The 22,099-nt window shown below is 63.6% G+C and carries 22 protein-coding genes and 1 other RNA gene; 14 read left to right on the top strand and 9 right to left on the bottom strand.

Going from position 1 to position 22,099, the window contains the following annotated elements:
• Nucleotides 1–50 precede the first annotated feature (50 nt).
• Nucleotides 51–464 (top strand): flagellar basal body-associated protein FliL, encoded by a 414-nt coding sequence (locus HWQ56_RS01490; RefSeq protein WP_176569628.1) that lies wholly within the window; start codon nucleotides 51–53, stop codon nucleotides 462–464.
• A gap of 3 nt (nucleotides 465–467) precedes the next feature.
• Here HWQ56_RS01490 and HWQ56_RS01495 read toward each other — a convergent pair whose 3' ends face one another.
• Nucleotides 468–917 carry an EVE domain-containing protein gene (locus HWQ56_RS01495; protein ID WP_158156115.1) on the bottom strand — a complete coding sequence of 150 codons (450 nt, stop codon included), beginning with the start codon at nucleotides 915–917 and terminating at the stop codon, nucleotides 468–470.
• A gap of 193 nt (nucleotides 918–1,110) precedes the next feature.
• On the opposite strand from HWQ56_RS01495, the gene HWQ56_RS01500 reads away from it, so the two are divergent.
• Nucleotides 1,111–1,251 carry a hypothetical protein gene (locus HWQ56_RS01500; protein ID WP_158156117.1) on the top strand — a complete coding sequence of 47 codons (141 nt, stop codon included), beginning with the start codon at nucleotides 1,111–1,113 and terminating at the stop codon, nucleotides 1,249–1,251.
• A 79-nt stretch (nucleotides 1,252–1,330) separates the two neighbouring features.
• Here the strand turns inward: HWQ56_RS01500 and HWQ56_RS01505 are convergent, their stop codons facing one another.
• The 4 genes from HWQ56_RS01505 to HWQ56_RS01520 form a co-directional block, all read right to left on the bottom strand.
• Nucleotides 1,331–1,939: a 5-formyltetrahydrofolate cyclo-ligase gene (locus HWQ56_RS01505; protein ID WP_158156119.1), complete on the bottom strand. Its 609-nt coding sequence runs from the start codon at nucleotides 1,937–1,939 to the stop codon at nucleotides 1,331–1,333.
• A gap of 88 nt (nucleotides 1,940–2,027) precedes the next feature.
• A non-coding RNA gene (gene ssrS / locus HWQ56_RS01510) (6S RNA) lies at nucleotides 2,028–2,206 on the bottom strand.
• 31 nt (nucleotides 2,207–2,237) lie between these two features.
• Nucleotides 2,238–2,555 (bottom strand): cell division protein ZapA, encoded by a 318-nt coding sequence (locus HWQ56_RS01515; protein WP_158156120.1) that lies wholly within the window; start codon nucleotides 2,553–2,555, stop codon nucleotides 2,238–2,240.
• Entirely contained in the window at nucleotides 2,552–2,761 is a 210-nt protein-coding gene (locus HWQ56_RS01520; protein WP_158156122.1) for a TIGR02449 family protein, read from the bottom strand. The genes HWQ56_RS01515 and HWQ56_RS01520 overlap by 4 nt, the downstream gene beginning before the upstream one ends.
• A 131-nt stretch (nucleotides 2,762–2,892) precedes the next feature.
• Here HWQ56_RS01520 and HWQ56_RS01525 point away from each other — a divergent pair, with 131 nt between their 5' ends.
• The 9 genes from HWQ56_RS01525 to gcvP all read left to right on the top strand — a co-directional run bounded on the left by HWQ56_RS01525 (nucleotide 2,893) and on the right by gcvP (nucleotide 14,664).
• Complete coding sequence (locus tag HWQ56_RS01525; protein ID WP_158156124.1) at nucleotides 2,893–3,444, top strand: YecA/YgfB family protein; 552 nt, start codon at nucleotides 2,893–2,895, stop codon at nucleotides 3,442–3,444.
• Nucleotides 3,445–3,518: 74 nt separating this feature from the next.
• The gene (pepP, locus tag HWQ56_RS01530; protein ID WP_233270884.1) at nucleotides 3,519–4,805 is read left to right on the top strand and encodes a Xaa-Pro aminopeptidase; all 1,287 of its coding nucleotides are present in this window, start codon (nucleotides 3,519–3,521) and stop codon (nucleotides 4,803–4,805) included.
• The gene (gene ubiH / locus HWQ56_RS01535) at nucleotides 4,802–5,995 is read left to right on the top strand and encodes a 2-octaprenyl-6-methoxyphenyl hydroxylase (RefSeq protein WP_158156128.1); all 1,194 of its coding nucleotides are present in this window, start codon (nucleotides 4,802–4,804) and stop codon (nucleotides 5,993–5,995) included. The genes pepP and ubiH overlap by 4 nt, the downstream gene beginning before the upstream one ends.
• Before the next feature lie 58 nt (nucleotides 5,996–6,053).
• Nucleotides 6,054–7,280 (top strand): 2-octaprenyl-3-methyl-6-methoxy-1,4-benzoquinol hydroxylase, encoded by a 1,227-nt coding sequence (locus HWQ56_RS01540; protein ID WP_176572322.1) that lies wholly within the window; start codon nucleotides 6,054–6,056, stop codon nucleotides 7,278–7,280.
• Between the two features lie 124 nt (nucleotides 7,281–7,404).
• Nucleotides 7,405–8,406, top strand: coding sequence for an extracellular solute-binding protein (locus HWQ56_RS01545; protein ID WP_176569629.1), 1,002 nt, complete (start codon nucleotides 7,405–7,407; stop codon nucleotides 8,404–8,406).
• 9 nt (nucleotides 8,407–8,415) lie between these two features.
• On the top strand, nucleotides 8,416–10,023 hold the full coding sequence (locus HWQ56_RS01550; protein WP_176569630.1) for an ABC transporter permease: 1,608 nt from the start codon (nucleotides 8,416–8,418) through the stop codon (nucleotides 10,021–10,023).
• A gap of 170 nt (nucleotides 10,024–10,193) precedes the next feature.
• On the top strand, nucleotides 10,194–11,276 hold the full coding sequence (gcvT, locus tag HWQ56_RS01555) for a glycine cleavage system aminomethyltransferase GcvT (RefSeq protein WP_158156134.1): 1,083 nt from the start codon (nucleotides 10,194–10,196) through the stop codon (nucleotides 11,274–11,276).
• Between the two features lie 44 nt (nucleotides 11,277–11,320).
• A complete protein-coding gene (gene gcvH, locus HWQ56_RS01560) occupies nucleotides 11,321–11,704 on the top strand; it encodes a glycine cleavage system protein GcvH (protein WP_158156136.1) in 384 nt (127 codons plus the stop codon).
• An 83-nt stretch (nucleotides 11,705–11,787) separates the two neighbouring features.
• Nucleotides 11,788–14,664, top strand: coding sequence for an aminomethyl-transferring glycine dehydrogenase (gene gcvP / locus HWQ56_RS01565; protein WP_176569631.1), 2,877 nt, complete (start codon nucleotides 11,788–11,790; stop codon nucleotides 14,662–14,664).
• 60 nt (nucleotides 14,665–14,724) lie between these two features.
• Here gcvP and HWQ56_RS01570 read toward each other — a convergent pair whose 3' ends face one another.
• The 3 genes from HWQ56_RS01570 to HWQ56_RS01580 form a co-directional block, all read right to left on the bottom strand.
• The gene (locus HWQ56_RS01570; RefSeq protein WP_158156140.1) at nucleotides 14,725–15,045 is read right to left on the bottom strand and encodes a DUF2388 domain-containing protein; all 321 of its coding nucleotides are present in this window, start codon (nucleotides 15,043–15,045) and stop codon (nucleotides 14,725–14,727) included.
• A 76-nt stretch (nucleotides 15,046–15,121) separates the two neighbouring features.
• Nucleotides 15,122–16,903: a type IV pilus assembly ATPase TfpB gene (tfpB, locus tag HWQ56_RS01575; RefSeq protein WP_176569632.1), complete on the bottom strand. Its 1,782-nt coding sequence runs from the start codon at nucleotides 16,901–16,903 to the stop codon at nucleotides 15,122–15,124.
• Nucleotides 16,904–17,032: 129 nt separating this feature from the next.
• The gene (locus HWQ56_RS01580; RefSeq protein ID WP_176569633.1) at nucleotides 17,033–17,356 is read right to left on the bottom strand and encodes a hypothetical protein; all 324 of its coding nucleotides are present in this window, start codon (nucleotides 17,354–17,356) and stop codon (nucleotides 17,033–17,035) included.
• A 126-nt stretch (nucleotides 17,357–17,482) separates the two neighbouring features.
• Here HWQ56_RS01580 and HWQ56_RS01585 point away from each other — a divergent pair, with 126 nt between their 5' ends.
• Nucleotides 17,483–17,950 carry an Lrp/AsnC family transcriptional regulator gene (locus HWQ56_RS01585; RefSeq protein WP_158156146.1) on the top strand — a complete coding sequence of 156 codons (468 nt, stop codon included), beginning with the start codon at nucleotides 17,483–17,485 and terminating at the stop codon, nucleotides 17,948–17,950.
• A gap of 20 nt (nucleotides 17,951–17,970) precedes the next feature.
• Here the strand turns inward: HWQ56_RS01585 and HWQ56_RS01590 are convergent, their stop codons facing one another.
• Nucleotides 17,971–19,338: a CYTH domain-containing protein gene (locus HWQ56_RS01590; RefSeq protein ID WP_158156148.1), complete on the bottom strand. Its 1,368-nt coding sequence runs from the start codon at nucleotides 19,336–19,338 to the stop codon at nucleotides 17,971–17,973.
• Between the two features lie 138 nt (nucleotides 19,339–19,476).
• On the opposite strand from HWQ56_RS01590, the gene argE reads away from it, so the two are divergent.
• Complete coding sequence (gene argE / locus HWQ56_RS01595; RefSeq protein ID WP_158156150.1) at nucleotides 19,477–20,631, top strand: acetylornithine deacetylase; 1,155 nt, start codon at nucleotides 19,477–19,479, stop codon at nucleotides 20,629–20,631.
• A 130-nt stretch (nucleotides 20,632–20,761) separates the two neighbouring features.
• Nucleotides 20,762–22,063: an amino-acid N-acetyltransferase gene (gene argA, locus HWQ56_RS01600; protein ID WP_158156152.1), complete on the top strand. Its 1,302-nt coding sequence runs from the start codon at nucleotides 20,762–20,764 to the stop codon at nucleotides 22,061–22,063.
• The last annotated feature ends 36 nt before the right edge of the window (nucleotides 22,064–22,099 follow it).

Consider the following 22,099-nt stretch of genomic DNA (forward strand, 5'->3'; position numbering starts at 1 on the left):
CCTGGGTTAACCTTGGTATGCTTGCGCCAACAGTAATGAGGATTGAATTTGTGAAAGCGTGGATCGTGATGGTGTTGGCCCTGACGCTGCCCGTGTCGGCCGTCATGGCTGAGGAAGGCAAGGAAGAGGGCGGCCCGCCCAAAGTCAGCTACATCACCTTGAGTCCGCCCTTCGTGGGCAACTATGCGCTGGACGGCAGCCCGCGCCTGCACGTGTACAAGGCCGACGTGGCGTTGCGTGTCACGGGCCCCGAGGCCGAAGCCGCGGTCAAACGCCAGGATCCGCTGATCCGCAACCAGTTGGTGACCTTGTTCACCCAGCAGACGGCCGACTCGTTCAGTAACGTGGAGTCCAAGGAAAAGCTGCGCCAGGAAGCGCTCAAGCAAGTCCAGGATGTGATGGCCAACGAAGAAGGCAAGCCCATGGTCGAGGACTTGCTGTTCAACAACCTGATCGTGCAGTAACCCTCAGCGCAATGCCAGCACGGCCGCCCATTGCTCGGGCGTGACTGGCATCACCGAAAGGCGGCTGCCTTTTTGTACCAGCGGCAGCTCTGCCAGGGCAGCTTGCTGCTTGAGGTAGCCCAGGCTCAGGACTTTGCCGAACGTTTGCACGTGGCTTACGTCCACCGCACTCCAGGGGTTTTTCTCGGCATTGGCCTTGGTGTCGTGGTAAGGGCTTTGCGGGTCCAGGGCGGAGGGGTCGTCGTAGGCTGGCGCGGTAATGCGGGCGATACCGGCGATACCCGGCTCAGGGCAACTGGAATGGTAGAAAAAGAACTCGTCTCCAGCGGCCATGGCCCGCAGGAAATTGCGTGCCTGGTAGTTGCGCACACCGTCCCAGCGGGCTTCGCCCAGGCGGGCCAGGTCCGTGATGGAAAGCTCGTCGGGCTCTGATTTCATCAGCCAGTAGGCCATGTCTGCTGCTCCAAATTGCGACTAAATCTGTCTATGTGGCGTTTTTACGACAACCCGACGGTCGGTTGACGTCACCGTTTGCGTGTCGCGTCATGTTGCCGCAGAATGCGCGCATTTTACGCTTCACGTAAACACAGGGGCCAATGCCGCGCCTCGTGTTCGACACCATGATTTGCCTGCAGGGGGGCAATTGATGCGCCGCAAACCGGATTTGCTTTGGGTACTGGTTATTTTGTTCGGTCTGGGCGTAGTGACCACGGGTTACGCGCAGTCGCTGTGGGACCGCAAGGCCAATGCCCCGGTAGAAGTGACGGCGCCTGCGCAATACCGCTGACTCATGGTGTGAAAAAAGGCCCATCGGTTTCGCCGGTGGGCCTTTTTCTTTGCGCGTGGGTCATGGCCCCCGGGGTGCGTCAACCCTGGGCCAGGTACCAGCGCCGGTCCGATACCGTGCCCTGCAACGGTACATCCCAGCTCGCCTGCGCCAACCGCTCTACCTTCTGGCACTCATGGGCCAGCCCGAGCAACATCGGCTTGTGCCACGCCGTGCGCCGGCCGCGGTAGGCCAGGCTGCGGTCATAGAAGCCGCCGCCCATTCCCAGGCGGCCACCCAGCTCGTCAAACCCCACCAACGGTAGCAGGATCAGGTCCAGCGCCCAGATCCGCCGTTGGCGGGCCGGGTTGATGTGCGGCTCGGGAATCCGAAAACGGTTGCGACGATATGCCTCACCCGCACGCACCTGCTGGAACACCATTTTGGTCCGTGGCCAGGCGCTGAGTACCGGCAAATAGGTTTTCTTGCCACGGCGCTGGGCTTCGGCCAGTAACAGGCGCGGGTCGATTTCACTGTCGTTGGGCAGGTACAGCGCCACATGGCGGGCACGACGAAACAGAGGGTGCTGGGACAATTGGCGGTACAGCCCGCGGGCGGCGGTGCGTTGCTGGGCTGGGGTCAGTGCGCGGCGCGCATCGCGCAAGAGGCGGCGTAGCTGCGGGCGCGACAGAGGTGCTGCTTCGGTCATGGCGTGGGCCATCCTGAAACGCCCGGGCCACGTGGCGTGGCGGGGCTTGTACCCCTGCCGGCAGGGCCAGGCAAGGGCGAGTAAAGCGAGACTCCCCGACGAACCGCTGTCGGTGTAGCCCTTGAACCCGAAAGTTCAAGGTGGAGATTGCAGGAGGCGTTAAGGCTTTCCGTCAAGCGGACATGCGCACCGGCCCCAGCGTGCAACCCCCGTGGTTGTGCGTATCGGCTCAGGGACATGACCGACTGGCAAGCACTCCAGGGAGCGGCGCAAGTATACCCGAAACAATCACAATGTTTCAGCCCCGGGTTTCATCCTGATCAGTGGCCAGCACCAGATCGACACGGTCGAGCAGGTCGCGAACCTGTTCACGGGTAGAGCCAGTGGCAGCCACGTCGGGGGTTTCCTGCTTGTGCAGCAGGTCGTGGGTGATGTTCAGCGCCGCCATCACCGCGATGCGGTCGGCGCCGATCACTTTGCCGCTGCTGCGGATCTCGCGCATCTTGCCGTCCAGGTAGCGCGCGGCGCTGACCAGGTTGCTGCGCTCTTCCTGCGGGCAAATGATTGAATATTCTTTGTCGAGGATCTGAACAGTGACGCTATTGCTTGAGCTCATGAGTCTTGCTCCAGGGCCTTGAGGCGCGAAATCATCGATTCGACCTTGTGCCGGGCGATTTCATTTTTTTCAATGAGGTGTGCGCGCTCCTCGCGCCAGGTTTTTTCCTGCGCTAATAGGAGTCCGTTTTGCCGTTTTAGTTGCTCGACGCGGTCGATCAACAGCTCGAGCCGGCCCATCAGCGCTTGCAGGTCGTTGTGTTCCATGGGTTCCCGTTCGATAAGATCGGTGAGTGGCGTGTTAACGAGTTGGCCGCTTCGATGGTCTTGGCGCGCCTGCCGGTGCTAGGATACAAGGTCTTCATTCTAGTCATTGCGCCGCCTGGCGCCTAGTTGCCATGTCTATTCAGAAATCCCCGTATCAAGGCTTCGCCGACCTGCTCAACGCTGGCGGTCACCCCGTTTCCCCTGCCGAGCTGCATGGCCTGCTGCTGGGCCGCAGCTGCGCTGGCGCCGATTTCGACGCCGAAGGGTGGCTGGCGGACGCGGCATTGTCGCTGGACACCGAACCTGCGGACAACGTGCGCAATGCGCTGGTTGGCCTGCAGCAGATGGTTCAGGGCGAACTGACCGGCGATGACGTCACCATCGTCATCCTGTTGCCGGCCGACGACGCGCCGCTGACCGAGCGTGCCACCGCCCTGGGCCAATGGTGCCAAGGCTTCCTGACCGGCTTTGGCCTGCACTCGGGGGGCAAGAACCTGAGCCAGGAAGCTCAGGAAATCCTTCAGGACATGGACGCCATTTCCCAGGTGCAGGAAGCGCTGGAAGAGTCCGAAGACGCCGAAAGCGACTATATGGAAGTCATGGAGTACCTGCGCGTGGCGCCGATGCTGCTGTTCACCGAGTGCGCCAAGCCAGTGGCGGCCACCAAGCCTTCCCTGCACTGATGTCGAAAAAGGGTTCCCCTGTGCCAGTAACTCATATCCCGAAGTCGGAATACGCTCGTCGACGCAAGGCTCTGATGGCGCAGATGGAGCCCAACAGCATCGCCATACTGCCCGCGGCCGCGGTGGCCATCCGCAACCGCGACGTGGAGCATGTGTACCGCCAGGACAGCGATTTCCAGTACCTCAGCGGCTTCCCCGAGCCTGAAGCGGTCATCGCCCTGATCCCCGGCCGCCAGCACGGCGAGTACGTGCTGTTCTGCCGCGAGCGCAATCCCGAGCGGGAGCTGTGGGACGGTCTGCGCGCCGGGCAGGAAGGCGCGGTGCGTGACTATGGTGCCGACGATGCTTTCCCCATTGCTGATATCGACGACATCCTGCCCGGCCTGATCGAAGGCCGCGACCGGGTGTACACCGCCATGGGCAGCCACCCCGAATTCGATCGCCATCTGATGGACTGGATCAACGTGATCCGTTCCAAGGCCAACCTCGGCTCACAGCCGCCCAATGAATTCGTGGCGCTGGACCACTTGCTCCACGACATGCGCCTGTACAAGTCGGCCGCCGAGGTGAAGGTCATGCGCCATGCCGCGCAGATCTCCGCCCGCGCCCATGTCCGCGCCATGCAGGCCTGCCGCGCCGGCCTGCATGAGTTCAGCCTGGAAGCCGAACTGGACTACGAATTCCGCAAGGGCGGGGCGAAGATGCCGGCCTACGGCTCCATCGTCGCAGCAGGCCGCAACAGTTGCATCCTGCACTATCAACAGAACGACGCCGTGCTCAGGGACGGCGACCTGGTGCTGATCGACGCTGGCTGCGAGATCGACTGTTACGCCAGCGATATCACCCGGACGTTCCCGGTCAGTGGCACCTTCTCGCCCGAGCAGAAGGCGATCTACGAACTGGTGCTCAAGTCCCAGGAAGCGGCGTTCGCCGCCATCGGCCCCGGCAAGCACTGGAACCAGGCTCACGAAGCCACGGTGCAGGTGATTACCGAAGGCCTGGTGCAACTGGGGCTGCTGCAGGGCAATGTCGATGAACTGATTGCCACCGAGGCCCACCGGGCCTTCTACATGCACCGTGCCGGCCACTGGCTGGGCATGGATGTGCATGATGTGGGCGAATACCGCGTGGGCGGCGAGTGGCGGGTGCTGGAGCCGGGCATGACCCTGACCGTTGAGCCAGGCATCTACATCAGCCCCGACAACCCGCATGTGGCGAAGAAATGGCGCGGTATCGGCGTGCGCATCGAGGACGACGTGGTGGTCACCCGCACCGGCTGTGAAATCCTGACCGGCGACGTGCCCAAGACCGTCGCTGAAATCGAAGCCTTGATGGCTCAAGCACGTACCGAGGCCGCATGAACCGCGTGAACCTGGCAATCATCGGCGGCGGCCTGGTCGGCGCCAGCCTGGCGCTGGCCCTGCAGGCCGGGGCCAAGGCACGCGGCTGGAAGATCATGCTGATCGAGCCGTTCGCCCCTGGCGATACCTACCAGCCCAGCTACGACGCGCGCTCTTCGGCGCTGTCGTTCGGCACGCGACAGATCTACGAGCGCCTTGGGCTGTGGCAGGCCATTTACCGCCGGGCCGAGCCCATCAGGCAAATCCACGTGTCCGACCGTGGCCGTTTCGGCGTCACACGCCTCACTGCGCTGGAAGAGGGCGTGCCCGCCCTGGGCTACGTGGTGGAAAACGCCTGGTTGGGGCAATGCCTGTGGCAGGCCCTGGACCCCGAGGTGGTGAGCTGGCGCGTACCGTCGGAAGTGACGCACATGCAGGTGCTGGAAGACGGCTACCGTCTGACCCTGAACGACGACACCAGCCTGGACTGCGACCTGGCGGTGCTGGCTGACGGTGGCCGCTCGGGGCTGCGCGAGCAACTGGGCATCGGTGTGCGGCGTCGGCCTTATGACCAGAGCGCACTGATTGCCAACATCAGCCCCAGCCAACCCCACGAAGGCCTGGCGTTCGAACGCTTTACCGACGACGGCCCCATGGCCCTGCTGCCGCTGCCGGACAACCGCTGCGCGCTGGTCTGGACGCGCCAGGGCATGGACGCCAAGCGCCTTGCGCAGATCGACGACCGCAGCTTCCTCAAGGAACTGCAAGGTGTGTTCGGCTACCGGCTGGGCACGTTGCAGCAAGTGGGGGCCCGGCACCTGTACCCGCTCACCCTGGTGGAAGCCGAGGAGCAGGTACGTTCACACCTGGTGGTGCTGGGCAACGCCGCCCATGCGCTGCACCCGATCGCCGGGCAGGGCTTCAACCTGTCCCTGCGCGATGTGCAGGCCTTGGCCGACACGCTGCTGGCAAGCCAGGCGCCGTTGGGTGACTTCGCGACCCTGCAACGCTACCGCGAGGCGCAGCGGCCCGATCAGGACCTGACCGTGGGCTTCTCCGACAAGGTCACCCGCTTGTTTGGCTCTTCCCAGCCGCTGGTGGCGGCAGGTCGCAACCTGGGCCTGCTGGGCCTGGACTTGCTGCCGCCTGCCAAGCGCTGGTTCGCCCGCCAGGCCATGGGCCTGGGCACCCGCGCAGACGTGCAGGGTTGAGCATGGCGATTACGGTTTTCCCTTCCTTCAACTCCGTGGAACAGGCTTGAGCATGGAACTGCGTGCAGATCTGGTAGTAGTCGGCGCCGGCATGGTGGGCAGTGCCCTGGCTCTGGCGTTGCAGGACAGCGGCCTGGAAATCCTGGTAGTGGACGGCAGCCCGCTGAGCGTCAAGGCCTTCGATGCCCAGGCGGCTTTCGAGCCCCGTGTCAGCGCCCTGTCGGCCGCCAGCCAGCGCATCCTGCAGCGCCTGGGTGCCTGGGACGGCGTCGCCCGGCGCCGCGCCAGCCCCTACGGCGACATGAGCGTGTGGGACGGCAGCGGGACCGGGCACATTCATTTCAGTGCCGCCAGCGTGCACGCCGAAGTGCTGGGCCATATCGTCGAGAACCGCGTGGTTCAGGATGCTTTGCTCGAACAGTTGCACGACAGTGACATTGGCCTGCTAGCCAATGCCCGCCTGGAACAACTGCGCCATTCCGGCGACGACTGGCTGCTGACCCTGGCTGACGGCCGTACCGTGCGCGCTCCACTGGTGGTCGCTGCTGATGGCGCCCATTCCGCGGTACGGCGCCTGGCCGGTTGCGAGACGCGCGAGTGGGATTACCTGCACCACGCCATCGTCACCAGCGTGCGCTGCGCGCAACCCCACCAGCGCACCGCCTGGCAGCGTTTCACCGACGACGGCCCGCTGGCATTCCTGCCCCTGGACCATGCCGACCAGCAACACTGGTGCTCGATTGTCTGGTCCACCACACCCGCGGAAGCCGAGCGTCTGATGGCCCTGGACGACGAACGGTTCTGCGCGGCCCTGGAGCGTGCTTTCGAAGGACGCCTGGGTACGGTCGAACATGCCGACAAGCGCCTGTGCGTGCCCTTGCGCCAGCGCCACGCCAAGCGCTACGTCGCCCCTGGCCTGGCGTTGATCGGCGACGCCGCCCACACCATCCACCCGCTGGCCGGCCAAGGGGTGAACCTGGGCTTCCTGGATGCAGCGGTATTGGCCGAAGAGCTGCTGCATGCCCAGGGCCGTGGCGAACGCCTGGCCGATGTGCGCGTACTCAGCCGCTATGAGCGTCGGCGCATGCCCCACAACCTGGCGTTGATGGCTGCCATGGAAGGGTTCGAGCGCCTGTTCCAGGCCGACCCGCTCCCCCTGCGCTGGCTGCGCAACAGCGGCCTGAAGTGGGTGGAGCAGATGCCCGACGCCAAGGCCGCGTTCGTGCGCCAGGCGCTGGGCCTGAGCGGCGACCTGCCCGAGCTTGCCCGCGCCCATAGGCAATAGCGGCCATCAAGGTAGCAGGAACCGGCTGGGAAATATCTGGTAACTGCTTGCTTTCGACATCGATTGAGATGGCAAATCGGTTTCTCTACCATTTGCCCCTCATTCGATCTCGGGGCTCTTTTCCATGCTGGCCAGCAAGCGCATTCTCACTGCATTGGCATTGACCCTGTTCACCAACGAGGCTCGCGCTGTCGATGAAGTGGTGGTGTATTCCTCGCGCATCGACGAGCTGATAAAGCCCGTGTTCGACGCCTACACCGCGAAAACCGGCGTGCCGATCAAGTTCATCACCGACAAGGAAGCGCCGCTGATGCAGCGCATCAAGGCCGAGGGCGAACACGCCACCGCCGACCTGCTGCTGACCGTGGACGCTGGCAACCTGTGGCAAGCCGAGCAGATGGGTATCCTGCAACCCATCGAGTCCAGTGTCATCGACGCCAATATCCCCGCGCAATACCGCGCCGCCAGCCACGACTGGACTGGCCTCAGCCTGCGCGCGCGGACCATCGCCTATTCCACTGCCCGGGTAAAACCCCAGGAGCTGTCTACTTACGAGGCCTTGGCCGACAAACAGTGGGAAGGGCGCCTGTGCCTGCGCACGGCGAAGAAGGTCTACAACCAGTCGCTGACCGCCACCCTGATCGAAACCCACGGCGCGGCGCAGACCGAAACCATCCTCAAGGGCTGGGTCGACAACCTGTCCACCGATGTGTTCTCCGATGACATCGCCGTGTTGCAAGCCATCAAGGCTGGCCAATGCGACGTGGGTATCGTCAACACTTACTACTACGGACGCCTGCACCGCCAGGACCCGCAACTGCCGATCAAGCTGTTCTGGCCTAACCAGGGCGACCGTGGGGTGCACGTCAACCTCTCGGGCATCGGCCTGACCCGCCATGCGCCGCACCCGGAAGCGGCCAAGGCCTTGGTGGAATGGATGACCGGTGCCGAAGCGCAGAAAATCTTTGCCGATACCAACCAGGAATTTGCGGCCAACCCGCAGGTGCAGCCTTCGGCCGAAGTCGCCAGCTGGGGTAGCTTCAAAGCCGATACCTTACCGGTAGAAGTGGCGGGCAAGCGCCAAGCCGAGGCTATTCGGCTGATGGACCGCGCTGGCTGGAACTGATTGCCAGCCATGAGGCATGCCGTGCAGCGCCGTTGGTACCCCCCCGTGCTGGCCATGGCAGCGCTGGTGCTATTGCCCCTGAGCGTCCTGCTGCTGTCCTGGCAGCATATCGATGGGGCGATCTGGGAACATTTGTGGGCCACACAACTGCCGCGTTTGCTGGGTAACACCCTGACGCTGCTGGGAGGCGTCGGCTTTGGTGTCACCGTGTTGGGGGTAAGCCTGGCCTGGCTCACCAGCCTTTGCCAGTTTCCTGGCCGGCGCTGGCTGGATTGGGCATTGATGCTGCCCTTTGCGATCCCCGCCTACGTGCTGGCCTTCGTTTTCGTCGGCCTGCTGGATTTCGCCGGGCCGCTGCAGACCCTCCTGCGCGAAGGGTTCGGCAGTGGCGTGCGCCTGCCCCGTGTGCGTTCCACCGGCGGCGTCATCATCGTGCTGGTGCTGGTGTTCTACCCCTATGTCTACCTGCTTGCCCGCACTGCGTTTCTGGCGCAGGGGCGCGGTCTGATGGAGGCAGCACGCGTGCTGGGCCATTCGCCCTGGCAGGCGTTCTGGCGGGTGGCGCTGCCCATGGCCAGGCCCGCCATCGGTGCCGGTGTGGCGTTGGCCATGATGGAAACCCTGGCGGATTTCGGTGCCGTGGCGGTGTTCAACTTCGACACCTTCACCACGGCCATCTACAAGACCTGGTACGGCTTCTTCAGCCTGGCCAGCGCCGCGCAACTGGCCAGCCTGTTACTGGTGGCCGTGGTGCTGGTGCTGTACGGCGAGCGCCGTGCCCGTGGGGCCGCCCACGTGGGCAGCGAGCGCGCTCGCGGACAACTGCGTTACCCACTGCGGGGCTGGAAGGCATTCGCCGCGAGCTTCTGGTGTGGTTTGGTGCTGGCCTGTGCGTTCGTGGTGCCCGTGCTGCAATTGCTGGTGTGGTGCTGGCAGCGCGGCCGCTTCGACCTGGACGAGCGTTACCTGGGCCTGATTCTGCACACGCTTTATCTCGGCGCCTTGGCCGCCCTGCTGACCGTGGCCCTGGCCCTGGTGCTGGCCTTTGCCAGGCGGCTGGCACCGACACCGGTCATCGGCGCCGGCGTGGGGTTGGCGAACCTGGGGTATGCCTTGCCAGGTTCCGTGCTGGCGGTATCCATCATGCTGGCCTTCAGTTACTTGGACAGGACGCTGGTGGTGCCCCTGGCCGGTCGTCCGCTCTTGCTGGGCAGCCTGGCGGCACTGTTGCTGGCCTACCTGGTGCGGTTCATGGCGGTGGCCTACGGGCCGCTGGAAAGCAGCCTGGCGAAGATACGTCCGTCACTGCCTGAAGCTTCCCGTAGCCTGGGGGTGGCCGGGCCGCGGTTGTTCTGGCGTGTCTATCTGCCGTTGCTGGTGCCCGGGGTGTTGAGCGCTGCGTTGCTGGTGTTTGTCGATGTTCTGAAGGAAATGCCTGCTACGTTGTTGATGCGTCCCTTTGGTTGGGACACGCTGGCGGTGAGGGTATTCGAGATGACCAGTGAAGGTGAATGGGCGCGTGCCTCACTGCCTGCCCTGACGCTGGTGCTGGTGGGGTTGCTGCCGGTGATCGGTTTGATTCGACGTTCGGCACGACGTATTGGTCAAAGCCAGTGACGCCTGTGCCCAAAGGTGTCAGGGCCGCGGCTTGCAGCTACAATGCGCGGCATTCAGCGCGGTCGGTCATTGTGATCGGCACTTATAGGCACCCTTGAAAACCCTGTTCCAGAGCCTTCAAGGTGTTCAGCCCAGTACTCGCGCCTCGCCAAGCCCGGAAGGAGAAACCCATGGGACAGCGTACGCCTCTGTATGACCTGCACTTGGCGCTAGGCGCCAAAATGGTTGATTTTGGCGGTTGGGACATGCCCCTGCACTACGGTTCGCAGGTTGAGGAACACCACCAGGTGCGCCGTGACTGCGGTGTGTTCGATGTGTCGCACATGACCGTGATCGACATTGACGGCCCGCAGGCCCAGGCCTTCCTCAGGCACCTGCTGGCCAACGACGTGGCCCGCCTGCAAGCCGTGGGCGCAGCCTTGTACAGCGCCATGCTCGACGAGCAGGGCGGCATCGTCGACGACATGATTGTCTACCTGTTGCAGGACGGTTACCGCCTGGTGGTCAATGCTGCCACCCGAGACCAGGACATGGCATGGCTCGGCAAGACCGTCGCGGGTTTCGAAGTACGGATACGCGAGCGCCCCGAGCTTGCCATGCTCGCCATCCAGGGCCCGGAGGCGCGGCATAAGGTCGCGCAACTGGTAACCCAGGCACGCGCCAACCTGATCCATCAGCTCAAACCTTTCCAAGGCCTGACCGACGGCGATTGGTTCATCGCGCGCACCGGCTATACCGGTGAAGACGGCTTGGAAATCGTTTTGCCCAGGGACCAGGCCCCGGCATTTTTCAACGACCTGGTCGGTGCCGGGCTTTCGCCAATCGGCCTCGGGGCCCGGGATACGCTGCGTCTGGAGGCGGGCATGAACCTTTACGGCCAGGACATCGACCAGGCGCATTCGCCCCTGGTCTCCAACATGGCCTGGAGCATTGCCTGGGAGCCGGCCGAGCGCGACTTCATTGGCCGCGCCGCGCTGCTGGCCGAACAGGGTCGCGGCGTGGATGAAAAACTGGTTGGCCTGGTGCTGGAAGAACGCGGCGTGTTGCGTGCCCACCAGGTAGTCCGTATCGCAGAAATTGGCGAAGGGGAGATCACCAGTGGTAGTTTCTCACCTACGTTGAGCAAATCGATCGCCCTGGCGCGCGTCCCGATGGCCACTGCCGACCGAGCCGAGGTGGAAATCCGCGGCAAGTGGTACCCGGTGCGGGTCGTGCGGCCCACGTTCGTGCGCCATGGCAAAACCCTGATCTGATGACTGTGCGGGCCTGCCGCCGACCCTGTTGAGGACAACAAACCATGAGCAATATCCCCGCTGACCTGCGTTTTGCCGAAAGCCACGAGTGGGCACGCCTGGAAGCCGATGGCACCGTCACCGTCGGTATCTCCGACCACGCCCAGGAAGCCCTGGGTGACGTGGTGTTCGTCGAGCTGGCCGAAGTGGGCAAGGTCTTCACTGCTGGCGACGCCGCTGGCGTGGTCGAGTCGGTAAAGGCTGCCTCGGACATCTACGCACCCGTGTCGGGCGAAGTGATCGCCGTCAACGAGGAACTGGCCGACAGCCCGGAGACATTGAACGAGGAGCCTTACAGCGCGTGGATCTTCAAGCTCAAGCCAAGCGACAAAGCTGAACTGGACAACCTGCTGGACGCTGCCGGCTACAAAGCCGCCATCGGCGAGTAACTTCCGGGCGCGGGCGGCAATCTCTTTCTAGACTGAACAGGCCTCGACACGTCGAGGCCTCGTTTCTGGAAGAGAGAGCCGCCATGTCCCGGTTGCCAGCGCTGAGTGAACTGCAAGACCCCGGTGCCTTTGCCCGTCGCCACCTTGGCCCCGATGCCGCTGAACAGCGCGGCATGCTCGACGCCCTGGGGCTTGCCAGCCGCGCCGAGCTGATCGAACAGACGGTTCCCCCCAACATCCGCTTCAATGGCGCGCTTGAGTTGCCCCCGGCGCTGGACGAAACCGCCGCCCTGGCGAAGTTGCGCGGCTATGCCGAGCAGAACCAGGTCTGGACCAGCCTGATCGGCATGGGCTACCACGGCACGCTGACGCCAGCCGTGATTCTGCGCAACGTGCTGGAAAACCCTGGCTGGTACACCGCCTATACCCCCTACCAACCCGAAATTGCCCAGGGTCGGCTGGAAGCGCTGCTCAGCTTTCAGCAACTGACCATCGACCTCACCGGTCTCGAACTGGCCAATGCCTCGTTGCTCGATGAAGCCACCGCGGCGGCAGAAGCCATGGCCCTGGCGCGGCGGGTGAGCAAGTCGAAAAGCCAGCGTTTCTTCGTCGACCGCAACTGCCACCCACAAACCTTGTCGGTGGTGCAGACCCGCGCGAACGGGTTTGGCATAGAGCTGGTGGTCGATACTGTGGATAACCTGTCGAGCCACGAGGTGTTCGGCGCGTTACTGCAATACCCCGACACCCACGGCGAAGTCCGCGACCTGCGCCCCCTGATCGCGCAGCTGCATGCCCAGCAAGCCATCGCCTGCGTGGCCGCCGACCTGCTGAGCCTGTTGCTGTTGACCCCGCCCGGGGAGTTGGGCGCCGACGTGGTCTTTGGCTCTACCCAGCGCTTTGGCGTGCCCATGGGCTACGGCGGCCCGCACGCAGCCTATTTCGCCAGCCGCGAAGCCTACAAGCGCGCCATCCCCGGGCGCATCATCGGTGTCTCCAAGGATGCCCGTGGCAACGTCGCGTTGCGCATGGCCTTGCAGACTCGCGAGCAGCATATTCGTCGGGAGAAGGCCAATTCGAACATTTGCACCGCGCAGGTGCTGCTGGCCAACATCGCCGCCTTTTATGCCGTGTACCACGGGCCTGACGGCTTGCGGCGCATTGCCCAGCGCGTGCACCGGCTGACCCAGGTGCTGGCGGCCGGGCTTGAGCGCAAGGGCATCACGCGCCTGAACACTCATTTCTTCGACACCCTGACCCTCGAAGTAGGGGGCGCCCAGACCGCGATCCTGGAAAGTGCCCAGGCCGCACGGATCAACCTGCGCATCCTGGGGCGTGGGCAGTTGGGCGTGAGCCTGGACGAAACCTGCGATGCCGCCACCGTTGGCACGCTGTGGGACATTTTCCTGGGTGTCGACCATGGGCTCGATGTCGCCACGCTGGACGCCGAAGGCCTGGCGCCGGGTATGCCCGATGAGCTCGTGCGTACCTCCACGTACCTGACCCACCCGGTGTTCAACCAGCACCATAGCGAAACCGAGATGCTGCGCTACCTCAAGCAACTGGAGAACAAGGACCTGGCGCTGAACCAGTCCATGATCCCCCTCGGCTCTTGCACCATGAAGCTCAACGCCACCAGCGAGATGATCCCCATCACCTGGCCTGGCTTTGCCCTGCTGCATCCGTTCGCCCCCCTGGACCAGGCGCGCGGCTACAAGGCGATGATCGACGAACTGGAGCAGTGGCTGTGCGCGACCACGGGCTTCGATGCCATCTGCATGCAGCCCAACTCTGGCGCCCAGGGTGAATACGCCGGCCTGCTGGCGATCCGCAAATACCATGAAAGCCGCCAGCAGGGGCAGCGGGACATCTGCCTGATCCCGGCCTCGGCGCATGGCACCAACCCGGCTTCAGCGCAAATGGCGAGCATGCGGGTGGTGATCGTCGAGTGCGATGAGGCTGGCAACGTCGACCTCGACGACCTGAAGGCCAAGGCCCAGGCGGCGGGTGACAAGCTTTCCTGCCTGATGGCCACGTACCCCTCCACCCACGGCGTGTACGAAGAGGGTATTGCCGAGATCTGCGAGGTGGTCCACCAGCATGGGGGCCAGGTGTACATGGACGGTGCCAACCTCAATGCGCAAGTCGGCCTGGCACGCCCCGCCGATATCGGCGCCGATGTGTCGCACATGAACCTGCACAAGACCTTCTGCATTCCCCATGGCGGCGGGGGCCCGGGCATGGGCCCGATCGGCGTGCGCGCGCACCTGGCCCCCTTCGTGGCCAACCATCCCGTGGTGCCCCTGGAAGGCCCGCTGCCGAGCAATGGCGCCGTCAGCGCGGCGCCCTGGGGCAGCGCGAGCATTTTGCCGATCAGCTGGATGTACATCGCCATGATGGGGCCGCGGCTGGTGGAGGCGACGGAGGTGGCGATACTCTCGGCCAACTACCTGGCGCGGCAGCTCGGGGCGGCGTTCCCGGTGCTTTACAGCGGCCGCAATGGCCGGGTGGCACACGAATGCATCATCGACCTGCGGCCCTTGAAGGCGCAGACCGGCATCAGCGAAGAAGACGTGGCCAAACGCTTGATGGACTACGGTTTCCACGCCCCGACCATGTCGTTCCCTGTGCCTGGCACCTTGATGATCGAGCCGACCGAAAGTGAATCGAAGGCCGAACTGGACCGTTTCGTCGAGGCCATGTTGGCTATTCGCGCCGAGATCGAACAAGTAGCCAGCGGCCAGTGGCCCGCCGAGGACAACCCGCTGATACGGGCGCCGCACACTTTAGCGGACATCACCGAACCATGGGCACGGCCTTATTCCATCGCCCAGGCGATTACCCCCAGTAGCCACACGAAGGCGCACAAATACTGGCCAGCAGTGAACCGGGTGGACAATGTGTATGGGGACAGGAACCTGTTCTGCGCGTGCGTGCCGCTAGCCGACTATCGCGGCTGAATACGTGTTGCATCCCTGTGGTACACCGCGGTGTCCCACAGGGAACCGGGGGCAGTGCGATCAATCAGCCGTAGGCTCGGCGCCCTTGATCAGGATGGCGTTGGCCAATTCCATATCGGTGGCTTTCAGGCCAGGGTTATCGGTGCGCACTTGCTGCATCGCTGCTTCCAGGTACGGCCCCTTGATGCTGCCGTTGCTGGCCACATAGCTACCGGCATCGTCCTGAGCAGCGACGATCAGTTTGTGGTGACGGAACGTCAGGTACGTGGAACCGGTGGTTGCCCCGGACGAAAGCACGTCGCGCAGGAAGCCGTCGGCCATGGCTGAACCGACGGGTACCGAGAGCAGGGCGAGCGTTACAACGGCAGTTTTCAGACGCATGATGGGTGACTCCGACAGGGATGATCTCGGTATTTTGATTCGCAATTGATTGGCGTAGTTCCCAGGTCGGCGCAGACTATTTCAAATCATGGCGCGGCGTCACGCGCAGCACTTCTTCCACTGTCGTGTGCCCCGCGGCTACCTTCTGGGCCCCTGACAAACGCAGGCTGCGCATGCCTTCCATCACGGCGCGGCGCTTGAGCGACAGCAGGTCTGTCTCGGCCTGGATGTGCGCTTTCACGGTGTCGGTCATCTGCAAGATCTCGTACACCCCGGCGCGTCCGCGAAAGCCCGTGTCGCGGCACTCGGTGCAGCCGATGGCGCGGTGGGCATGGGTCGGGGCGGGCGCCTGCCAGGGGCGCGTCAGTGCCGACCAGTCTTCTTCGGACAGCGCCTGAGGCACCTTGCAATGGGGGCACAACGTGCGCACCAGGCGCTGGGCCATTACCCCCAGCAGGGTGGCCTTGATCAGGTAGTGCGGCACGCCCAGTTCCAGCAGGCGACTGATGGCGCTGGGGGCGTCGTTGGTGTGCAGCGTCGATAGCACCAGGTGGCCCGTGAGTGCTGCCTGGATGGCCATTTCGGCGGTTTCCAGGTCACGAATCTCGCCGATCATGATGATGTCCGGGTCTTGGCGCATGAGCGCGCGAACACCGCTGGCGAAGCTCAGGTCGATGTTGTGCTGGACCTGCATCTGGTTGAACGCCGGCTCCACCATTTCAATGGGGTCTTCGATGGTGCATAGGTTGACCTGGGGTGTGGCGAGGCGCTTGAGCGTGGTGTAAAGCGTGGTGGTCTTGCCCGAGCCCGTGGGGCCGGTGACCAGAATGATGCCGTTGGGCTGGCTGATCATGTCTTGCCAGCGGCGCAGGTCGTCGCTGGCCAGGCCCAGTTCGTGGAAGTCCTTGAGCAGTACCTGCGGGTCGAAGATACGCATTACCATCTTCTCGCCAAAGGCCGTGGGCAAGGTCGAGAGGCGTAATTCCACCTCGCCACCTTCCGGAGTCTTGGTCTTGACCCGACCATCCTGGGGTTTGCGTTTTTCTGCCACATTCATCCGCCCCAGGCTCTTTAGGCGGCTGACGATGGCCATGGTCACCTGGGTGGGGAACTGATAGACGTTGTGCAGGATGCCGTCGATGCGAAAGCGTACCGTGCCCTGTTCACGACGCGGTTCGATGTGGATATCGCTGGCGCGTTGCTGGAAGGCGTACTGAAACAGCCAGTCGACGATGTTGACGATGTGGGCGTCATCGGCGTCAGGCTCCTGGTCGCTGGCACCCAGGTTCAGCAGTTGCTCGAAGTTGCCCGTGCTGTTGCCGCGCAGTTCCGTGGTGTTGGCGCCGCTGACCGAGCGGGCCAGCCGGTAGAACTCCACGGTGAAACGCTGAATTTCGGCAGGGTTGGCCACCACCCGCTTGATCGGGCGCTTGAGTACGTGGGTGAGGTCGGCCTCCCAGCTGCATACGAAAGGCTGGGCGCTGGCCACCGTGACCGCGGTGCGCGATACCGCCACGGCCAGGATCTTGTGACGCTGGGCAAAACCGTAGGACATCAAGGGCGTGAGCGCCGCCACGTCGATCTTCAACGGGTCGATGCGCAGGTAGGGCTGGCCGGCCTGCTGGGCCAGCCACACGGTCAGTTGTTCGAGGTCCAGGCACTTGCCTGGTCGGCTCAGGTCTTCCAGCTGCTGTGCGGCGATGAATTCCAGGGGGTGCAGGTGGCTGTTATCCAGCGCGCGGCGCATGGCGATAGCATGTTCAGCGCAGTCCTGCTTGAGAAAGCCCTGGGCAACCAGGTCGCGCAGCAGTTCATTCAAATCCAGCCAGCGGTCCTCAATAGCGGTAACGACGGACATGCGGGCTCCTTGACTCGGTCTACAGTAAACCGGCCGCGCAGGAGCGCGACCCGGTTGCAAGGGTAGACCGGGGAAACATGTCGAGGTTGCCGAGGGGCCCGGGAAAAAGTTACTAGCGGTTGCCGGCGTTCAGCCGTTGGCCGCTACCCCCAGCGTGGCGGGGTTTCGCAGCTCCACCGAAAGTACGTAGATGAGGTTGCGCATTTTGTTGCCGATCACTTCCGCGCGGTGCCAGCTGAGGCCGTCGACCTGCAGTTCGATGGATAGCAGGTCCTCCTCGCGCACCACCCGCAGGTCCTGGGGAATCAGGTATTGCATGGCCAGCAGGTTGAGCACACGGCAGAGACTGTCTGGCTCCGCCTCGGCCAAGACTTGGTAGTGGGCGACGGTGGTGGGCTGATGGGCGCCCCAGCTGTCGCTGCGGGTAGGCAGATGGGCTTCGTGGACGGTCATGATGCTGCTCCGGGAACGATGGGCATAGCTTTGCATGGCCATCGGGGAATTTCTTGCCTCGATCCGGCACATATTGGGGCGCATTGAATTGTATGATTCAGCATTGCCTGAATAGGGGGAATTATTATGCAAGGCGGCTTGGATCATTACGACCGGCGCATCCTGGCGCTGCTGCAAGAGGATGCGTCGCTGTCCAGCGCGCAGATCGCCGAGCAGGTCGGGCTGTCGCAGTCACCGTGCTGGCGGCGTATCCAGCGGCTCAAGGAAGAGGGGGTCATACGGGGGCAGGTCACCCTGCTGGACCGCAAGAAAATCGGCCTGAACACGCAGATTTTCGCCGAGGTCAAACTCAACGCCCACGGCCGCTCCAACTTCACCGAATTCACCGAGGCGATCCGCGGCTTTCCGGAAGTGCTGGAGTGCTATGTGCTGATGGGGTCAGTGGACTTTCTGCTGCGCATCGTGACCCCGGACATCGAGGCCTACGAGCGGTTTTTCTTTGAGAAACTGTCGCTGGTACCGGGCATCCAGGAAGTGAACTCGACGGTCGCATTGTCGGAAATCAAGTCCACCACCAGTCTGCCGGTTCTATGAAGATCGCAGGCTGACCGCTGCTACTTGCGCAGGATCTGCTTCCAGGCACGGCTCTGGGATACGGTCAGCGCCTGCTGCACGCGTGCTTCCAGCACTTCGTCGCTGATGTCGGTATCAGCCAGTTCATGCAGCTTGTTCAGCTCACCGAACAGACGGTCCACTTCCGGCAGGTCCAGGACCTGACGGGCGTGGTGCAGCCAGCTCTGGATACGTTCGATGCGCGGCAGCTGTTCGGCCAGGTCTTCGGGTTGCTGCTGGTAACGGCCCAGTTGCAACGCTGCAGCTTCTTCGCCCAGGAAGTGGCTCAACCAGTTGACCAGCTGCGCGGCGCCCTGGCGGTTGCCACGGTTGTTGCGCTCAGCGGTCCAGGCGCGCTCCATCAGCCAGCGGGAGGTGTTCAGCGAGAACAGGCCCCAGCGGGTGTCCTGCAGTTCTTCGGCGAACTGCTCAGGGGCAGCCTGGCGGACGTCTTCATCTTCGTTGCCGGCCTGCACCAGCGGGCGCCAGTCTTCCAGCAGGGCATCGAGGCTCACGCGCAGTTCATGGGTAGTGCTGCGTGGCGCTGCCTGGCCCAGGCTGCCGGCCAGGGCGCGCAGCTCGATCAGTTGCGCCACCCAGTCTTGCAGCAGGCGCCAATGGCCGTTGAAACGGTACTGCTCGGCCAGGCGCTGGCTGGTGCCCAGCAGGTGCCATGCCAGGGCGGCGAAGGCATCGTCCAAGGGCATTTCAGCGTTCAGTTCCGGCGTCGGCAAGCTCAGGGCGTAGCTGCCCGGCTCGGCCAGGCGGTAGCCACGTTCGGCCTTGCTGATGTCGCACGGCATCAACGGCAGCTTGACGGCCAGTTCGGCGGCCAGTTCCAGCAGCGCGGCGGGCTCGCCTTCGCGCAGCTCCAGCTCCAGCTCGCAGATTTCCTCGGATTGCTTGCCGACGATGACCTTGCCCAGGTCCAGCGCGGCCTCGATCACCACCTTGGCCTTGCCGCGGCCCCAGGCGATTTCCGCGCGTTCGCGGACGAAGTCGGTGGTGAACACCGGCTTGATGGTTTTCTTGTCCAGCTCGGCCAGTTCGTCAGGCCAGCATTCGCCGTCCAGCTTCTTGAGGTCCAGCTTGGCCTTGGTCAGGTCCCAGTTGTACTCGTTGCGCTCGGACAGGCCGGCAATGCTCTGGCCGCGGGTCTTGAGGGTCTGGATGACTTCGTCGCCATCCTTGCGCAGGCGCAGCGCGACCTTGGCCGCAGCCAGTTCGCCCGTGGGCGTGTCGAAATACTGATTGAACAGCTCACGGCGTTCCCAGCCACTCTTGTTGCGCTTTTTCAGCAACGGGTGTTCGCGCAATTCAGCCAGGGTTTCGGGGCTGACGCGCAGTTTGATTTCGGTTTCTTTTTGCATGGCGGGAGAATCCAGGCGCTGTTCTGATAGGAGCGCAGATGACTGCTAAGGCCGTGCAGTGTACAGCAGTCCTATCCCGGCGGTTTATTCTCGGTACTCAATGGCTCTATGATGGGGCTCGCCAACGGGAGAACGAGCATGCCGCTGCCCTCATTCAAAGAGCAATTCGCCGCCTTGATCGCCGCGCCTTCGGTGAGCTGCACCCAGGCCAGCCTGGACCAGACCAACAAGCCGGTGATCGATCTGCTGGCCAGTTGGCTGGGCGACCTGGGCTTCTCCTGCGACATTCATGAAGTGTCGCCCGGCAAGTTCAACCTGCTGGCCAGCCGCGGTACCGGCCCTGGCGGCCTGGTACTGTCAGGCCACAGCGACACCGTGCCGTATGACGAAAAGCTCTGGCAGACCGACCCGCTCAAGCTCACCGAAGTAGACGGGCGCTGGGTAGGCCTGGGCAGTTGTGACATGAAAGGCTTTTTCGCCTTGATCATCGAGGCCGTGCGGCCATTGCTTGCGCATGACTTCAAGCAACCGCTGCTGGTTCTCGCCACCTGTGACGAGGAAAGCTCCATGGCCGGGGCCAAGGCCCTGGCTGCCGCTGGCTGGCCGCTGGGCCGCGCAGCCGTGATCGGTGAACCCACCGGCCTCAAGCCCGTACGCCTGCACAAGGGCGTGATGATGGAGCGCATCGACATACTGGGGCGCAGCGGCCATTCCTCCGACCCAAGCCTTGGCCATAGCGCCATGGAAGCCATGCATGGCGCCATCAGTGAGCTGATGGGCCTGCGCAAGCAGTGGCAGGTGGAATACAACAACCCGCAATTCAGCGTGCCACAGCCCACCCTGAACTTTGGCTGCATCCATGGCGGTGACAACCCCAACCGCATTTGTGGCCAGTGCTCCCTGGAGTTCGACCTGCGGCCGTTGCCGGGCATGGACCCCAAGGTGCTGCGTGACGCCATTCGCCAGAAGCTGCAACCCTTGGCCGAGTTGCACCAGGTGAAGATCGACTACGCGCCGCTGTTCAGCGAAGTGCCGCCTTTCGAGCAGGCCGCGGACTGCGAGCTGGTCCAGGTAGCCGAACGTCTCACCGGCCATCGGGCGGAAGCGGTGGCATTCGGCACCGAAGCACCTTATCTTCAGCGCCTGGGTTGCGAGACCCTGATATTGGGGCCCGGCGACATCGCCTGTGCGCACCAGCCAGGAGAATTCCTGGAAATGTCACGTCTGGACCCTACTGTGCGTCTATTGCGTGAACTGATCGAACATTACTGCCTGAAGCCGGTCAGCCTTTAAAGGCTGGCTTCGGCCATTCGTACATGACCAGAGGAGAGCCGCGCGTGTCGCTAAGCCTGTTACGACGATAACCAGCAGCCAGCTGTGCGTTCCCATGTTGTTCGTCCACTTTTCCACAGGCTTTTGAGTTATGCCCGAATACGTCAATTGGCTTCGCCACGCGTCCCCCTATATCAACGCCCACCGGGACTGCACCTTCGTGGTCATGCTGCCCGGCGATGGCCTGGAACATCCCAATTTCGGCAACATCGTTCATGACCTGGTGTTGCTGCACAGCCTGGGTGTGCGCCTGGTGCTGGTACATGGTTCCCGCCCCCAGATCGAAAGCCGCCTAGCGGCTCGTGGCCTGACGCCCCACTACCACCGTGGCCTGCGTATTACCGACGCCGCCACCCTGGAATGCGTGGTCGACGCGGTCGGCGCGCTGCGCATTGCCATTGAAGCGCGCCTGTCCATGGACATGGCGTCCTCGCCCATGCAGGGCGCGCGCCTGCGCGTGGCCAGCGGCAACCTGGTCACCGGCCGCCCCATCGGTGTCGTCGAGGGCATCGACTACCACCACACCGGCGAAGTGCGCCGCGTCGACCGCAAAGGGATCAACCGCCTGCTGGACGAGCGCTCCATCGTGCTGCTGTCGCCGCTTGGCTATTCGCCTACCGGCGAAGTGTTCAACATTGCCTGCGAAGACGTCGCTACCCGCGCCGCCATTGACCTGCAGGCAGACAAGCTGCTGCTGTTCGGCGAGGATCGCGGCTTGATCGATGCCAACGGCAAGCTGGTGCGTGAATTGCGCCCACAGCAAGTGCCTGCGCACCTGGAGCGCCTTGGCATGGAGAACTACCAGGCCGAGTTGCTGGATGCGGCGGCCCAGGCCTGCAAGGGCGGCGTGGGCCGCAGCCATATCGTCAGTTACACCGAGAATGGCGCGTTGCTGACCGAGCTGTTCACCCGCGATGGGGGCGGCACCCTGGTTGCCCAGGAACAATTCGAGCAGGTGCGTGAAGCGGCCATCGAAGACGTCGGTGGCCTGCTGGACCTGATCAGCCCGTTGGAAGAGCAGGGCATTCTGGTGCGCCGTTCGCGCGAGGTGCTGGAACGCGAGATCGAGCAATTCAGTGTGGTGGAGCGCGAGGGCATGATCATCGCCTGCGCAGCGTTGTACCCCATCGCCGACTCCGAGGCCGGTGAGCTGGCGTGCCTGGCCGTGAACCCGGAATACCGTCATGGCGGCCGTGGTGACGAATTGCTGGAGCGCATCGAAGACCGGGCGCGGGAGATGGGCCTCAAGACCCTGTTCGTGCTGACGACCCGTACCGCCCACTGGTTCCGCGAGCGCGGCTTCGAGCCCAGCGGTGTGGAACGCCTGCCAGCGGCGCGAGCGTCGCTGTACAACTACCAGCGCAACTCGAAAATCTTCGAAAAAGCCCTCTGAGGACAGGTTGCAAGCTGCAGGCTAAAAGCTGCAGCT

The sequence above is a fragment of the Pseudomonas eucalypticola genome, from assembly GCF_013374995.1.
GTDB classification, from domain to species: Bacteria; Pseudomonadota; Gammaproteobacteria; order Pseudomonadales; family Pseudomonadaceae; genus Aquipseudomonas; species Aquipseudomonas eucalypticola.